Raw genomic sequence first — 4285 nt, 5'->3', positions numbered from 1 at the left:
GCGACGGCGCCCGCGGCGCCCTGCCCGCTCACGCGCGCAGCTCCGCGCCGACCCGCTCGCGCGCGGCGGCGACGGCGCCCTCGCGGACGCGCGCGACGTCGTCCGCGGTGAGGGTGCGGTCCGCGGCGCGCAGCCGCAGCGAGAACGCGAGCGACTTGCGCCCGGCGCCCACCTGCTCGCCCGTGAAGACGTCGAACAGCGCGACCTCCTCGGCCAGCCCACCGGCGCCCTCGACGATCGCCGCCCGCAGCGACTCGGCGGTCACCGACTCGTCGACGACGAACGCGAGGTCCTCCTTCGCGGCGGGGAAGCCCGAGACGGGCGTCGCCTGCACCGGGGCGTCGGACGCGCCCGCGACGAGCGCCGAGAGGTCGACCTCGAACGCGACCGTCCGCGCCGGCAGGCCGACGTTCTCGAGCACCTTGGGGTGCAGCTCGCCCGCGTGCCCGACGACGGTCCCGTCCGCGAGCTCGAGGCGCGCGCACCGCCCGGGGTGGAACGGCGCGCGCCCGGTGTCGGCGACGACGCGGACCTCGGCGCCGGCGCGCGCGGCGACGCGGCGGGCCGCCCCGAGCGCGTCGGTCCAGTCGGCGGCACGGCCCGGGCCCCACCAGCCGGCGCGCTCCCGACGGCCCACGAGGACCCCCGCGACGTGCCGGGGCTGCGCCGGGAGCGCGGCGTCGATCGCGGCCAGCTCGTCGTCGCCCGGACGCACGCCGCCGGGGAGCGACGGCGCGGCCGGCGCGCCGGGGCGCGGGTGCGTGACGAGACCGACCTCGAACAGCGCGACGTCCGTGAGACCGCGACCGACGTTGCGGCGCGTGGTCTCCAGGAGCGTGCTCAGCACGTCGGTGCGCAGGAGCGGGCGGTCGTCCGCGAGCGGGTTGACGAGGCGCAGCGCGCGGCGACGCTCGTCGTCCGCGGGGATGCGCAGCGCGTCGAGCTCGGCGGCACCCACGAACGGGTAGCTCAGCGTCTCGACGAAACCGTCCTCGGCGAGCGCCCGCGCGACGGACCGGCGCACGCGCTGCTCGCGCGTGAGGCCGCGACCGCCCGGGGCCGCGGGCAGCACCGACGGGATCTCGTCGTAGCCGACGAGTCGCGCGACCTCCTCGACGAGCTCGGCCGGCTCCGTGAGGTCGGGGCGCCACGACGGCGGCGTCACGACGAGCACGCCCGTCGCGTCGACGTCGTCGGCCTCGACCGTGCACCCGATCGCGCCGAGCGTGCCGACGACCTGCTCGAGCGTGTACGGCACGCCGACGAGACGCTCGGCCTCGCCCACGGGGAGGCGGATCGCGGCGGGCGGCGTCACGCGGTCGAGGTCGCTCACCGCGGGGTCGGCGGTCCCGCCCCCGAGCTCGACGAGCAGGTCGACGACGCGCTGCGCCGCGACCGCGGGCAGGAGCGGGTCCACGCCGCGCTCGAACCGCTTGGCCGCCTCGCTCGACAGCTTGTGGCGGCGCGAGGTGCGCGCGACCGACACCGGGTCGAAGTGCGCGGCCTCGACGAGGACCGCCGTCGTCGTCGGGCCGACCTCGGACGACGCGCCGCCCATGACGCCCGCGAGGCCCAGCACGCGCGACCCGCGCGCGCCGTCGGGGCTGTCCGTGATGAGCAGGTCCTCGGGGTCGAGCGCGCGGTCGACGTCGTCGAGCGTGGTGAGCCGCTCGCCGGGGGCCGCGCGGCGCACGACGACCGGCGCGGCGACCTTGTCGAGGTCGTACGCGTGCAGCGGCTGGCCCAGGTCGAGCATGACGTAGTTCGTCACGTCGACCGCGAGCGAGATGGGCCGCATGCCCGACGCCGTGAGGCGGCGCTGCATCCACGCCGGCGTCGTCGCGGCCGGGTCGATCCCGCGCACGACGCGCGTGACGAACCGGTCGCACCCGACCACGCCGTGGACCGGCGCCGCGTCGTCCACCTCGACGGGGAAGCCGTCGGGCGTGGCCGCGGGCGGCGGCGTGGGCAGCGAGCCGGGCAGGCCGGGGTCCGTGAAGCGCGCGCCCGTCGAGTGCGCGAACTCGCGCGCGACGCCGCGGTAGGAGAACGCGTACCCGCGGTCGGGAGTCACGTTGATCTCGAGCACCTCGTCGCCGAGGCCGAGGAGCGCGACCGCGTCCTGGCCCGGCACGAGGTCCTGCTCCGCGTACCCGAGGCGCGGCAGCACGATGATGCCGTCGTGGTCCTCGCCGAGGCCGAGCTCGCGCTGCGAGCAGATCATGCCGTCGGACACGTGCCCGTAGGTCTTGCGGCTCGCGATGGGGAACGGGCCGGGCAGGACGGAGCCCGGCAGCGCGACGACGACGAGGTCGCCCGGGGCGAAGTTGTGCGCGCCGCACACGATGCCGCGCGCACCGCCCGCCGGCACGTCGGCGGGGTCCACGCCCTTGATCTCGGTGGCGTTGTGCTCCGGGCCGACGTCGACCAGGCACCAGTTGATCGTCTTGCCGTTCTTCTGCGGCTCGGGGGTCATCGTGACCACGCGACCCACGACGAGGGGCCCAGTCACGGCGGCGCCGTGGATCGCCTCCTCCTCCAGGCCGACGCGCACGAGGTCGGCGGCGAGCCGCTCGGCCGTGAGGCCCTCGGGCAGCTCGACGTGGTCGCCCAGCCAGTCGATGGCGACGTAGGGCATCAGATCTCCGTTCCGAACTGGGCGGAGAAGCGCACGTCGCCCTCCACCATGTCGTGCATGTCCGCGATCCCGTGGCGCAGCATGAGCGTGCGCTCGATGCCCATGCCGAACGCGAAGCCCGAGTACTCGTCGGGGTCGACCCCGACCGAGCGCAGCACGTTGGGGTTGACCATCCCGCAGCCACCCCACTCGATCCAGCCCGGGCCGCCCTTCTTCTGCGGGAACCACAGGTCCATCTCGGCGCTCGGCTCGGTGAACGGGAAGTACGCGGGGCGCAGGCGCGTGCGCGCGTCGGGGCCGAACATGGCGCGCGCGAACGCGTCGAGCGTCCCGAGCAGGTTCGCCATGGTCAGGCCCTTATCGATCGCGAGGCCCTCGACCTGGTGGAAGACGGGCGTGTGGGTCGCGTCCAGCGCGTCGGTGCGGAACGTCTTGCCCGGGCACGCGACGTACAGCGGCACGCCGCGCTCGAGGAGCGAGCGGGCCTGGACCGGCGACGTGTGCGTGCGCAGCACGATGTTGGACGGCTGGGGGGTGCCGTCGGCGCCGTCCGGGCCGGCCACGTAGAACGTGTCCTGCATCTGGCGCGCCGGGTGGTCGACGCCGAAGTTGAGCGCGTCGAAGTTGAACCACTCCGCCTCGACCTCGGGGCCCTCGGCGATCTCCCAGCCGAGACCGACGAAGAAGTCCGCGACGCGCTCCTGCAGCGTCTCGAGCGGGTGGCGCGCACCGGACGGCACGCGGTCCACGGGGAGCGTGACGTCGACGGCCTCCTCGACGAGGACGCGCTCGTCGCGCTCGGCCTCGAGCTCGGCCTGGCGCGCGGCGAGCGCCTGGTTCAGGCGGCCGCGCAGGGGGCCGAGGAGCTTGCCCGCGGTCTTCTTGTCCGCGGGGTCGAGCGACCCGATCCGGCGGTTCGCGAGCGCGAGGGGGCTGCGGTCGCCCATGTGCTCGGTGCGCGCGGCCTTGAGGGCGTCGAGGTCGCGCGCCGCGGCGATCGCGGCGAGGCCGGCGTCGAGCGCGCGCTGCAGCGCGTCGGCGTCGAGCGGGGAGGGTGCGGTGGTGTCCGGGCCGCCATCCCCCGTCTGGGGGGTGACGACGTCGGCGTCAGGGCTGGACATGCGTGCCTTCCTGGCGGGGGCGGGACTGCGGGGAGCGGGCGGCGGGCGGCGTCGCCCCGCGGGTCGCGCCGCCCGGGGCGGCACGCGCGGGGCGCGCTCGTGCGCGCGTCGCCGTCATTCTAGGGCGCCCGTCCGGGCCCGGTCCGTCCCGCGCACGGCGGGAGGGAGCGCGTGTCAGTCGCGCGGGCCCGTAACGGGCCCGGGAAATCGACGACCACCGCGCGTGCACATGCCGCCATCCTCGCACAGGCACCCGGGCGCCGGCGGGGGGTCGTGCGCACCCGTCAGGAGTGGGCGTCCGCACGCGCACCGGGACCGCCGAGCGGCGCAGTGCGCAGGGTCCGGTGCACGGGGTGCCCCGACGTGTCGCCGAGGTCGGACTCGACGAGGTGGAGCACGTCCGCGGTCCACACCGGACCGGCGTACACCGCCAGGGCGGCGGCGGGCCCGGCGAGCGGGTCGCCCGCCGTGACGTCCGGGCGCCGGCCCAGCCCGCCCGCGCGGGAGCGCGCGCGGCGCTGCGCCT

The 4285-nt window shown here is 76.5% G+C and carries 2 protein-coding genes and 1 pseudogene; all 3 read right to left on the bottom strand.

Going from position 1 to position 4285, the window contains the following annotated elements; all coding sequences use genetic code 11:
* Positions 1 to 28: 28 nt before the first annotated feature.
* The gene (gene pheT, locus GJV82_RS18975; RefSeq protein ID WP_155100296.1) at positions 29 to 2638 is read right to left on the bottom strand and encodes a phenylalanine--tRNA ligase subunit beta; all 2610 of its coding nucleotides are present in this window, start codon (positions 2636 to 2638) and stop codon (positions 29 to 31) included.
* A complete protein-coding gene (gene pheS, locus GJV82_RS18970; RefSeq protein ID WP_024840667.1) occupies positions 2638 to 3759 on the bottom strand; it encodes a phenylalanine--tRNA ligase subunit alpha in 1122 nt (373 codons plus the stop codon). The genes pheT and pheS overlap by 1 nt, the downstream gene beginning before the upstream one ends.
* A 284-nt stretch (positions 3760 to 4043) precedes the next feature.
* Positions 4044 to 4285: pseudogene (locus GJV82_RS19635) on the bottom strand (hypothetical protein); the annotation flags it as partial.

Origin of the sequence: Cellulosimicrobium composti, from assembly GCF_009711085.1 — a bacterium.
Lineage (GTDB): Bacteria > Actinomycetota > Actinomycetes > Actinomycetales > Cellulomonadaceae > Cellulosimicrobium > Cellulosimicrobium composti.
This window is presented reverse-complemented; position numbering and strand designations above follow the sequence as displayed.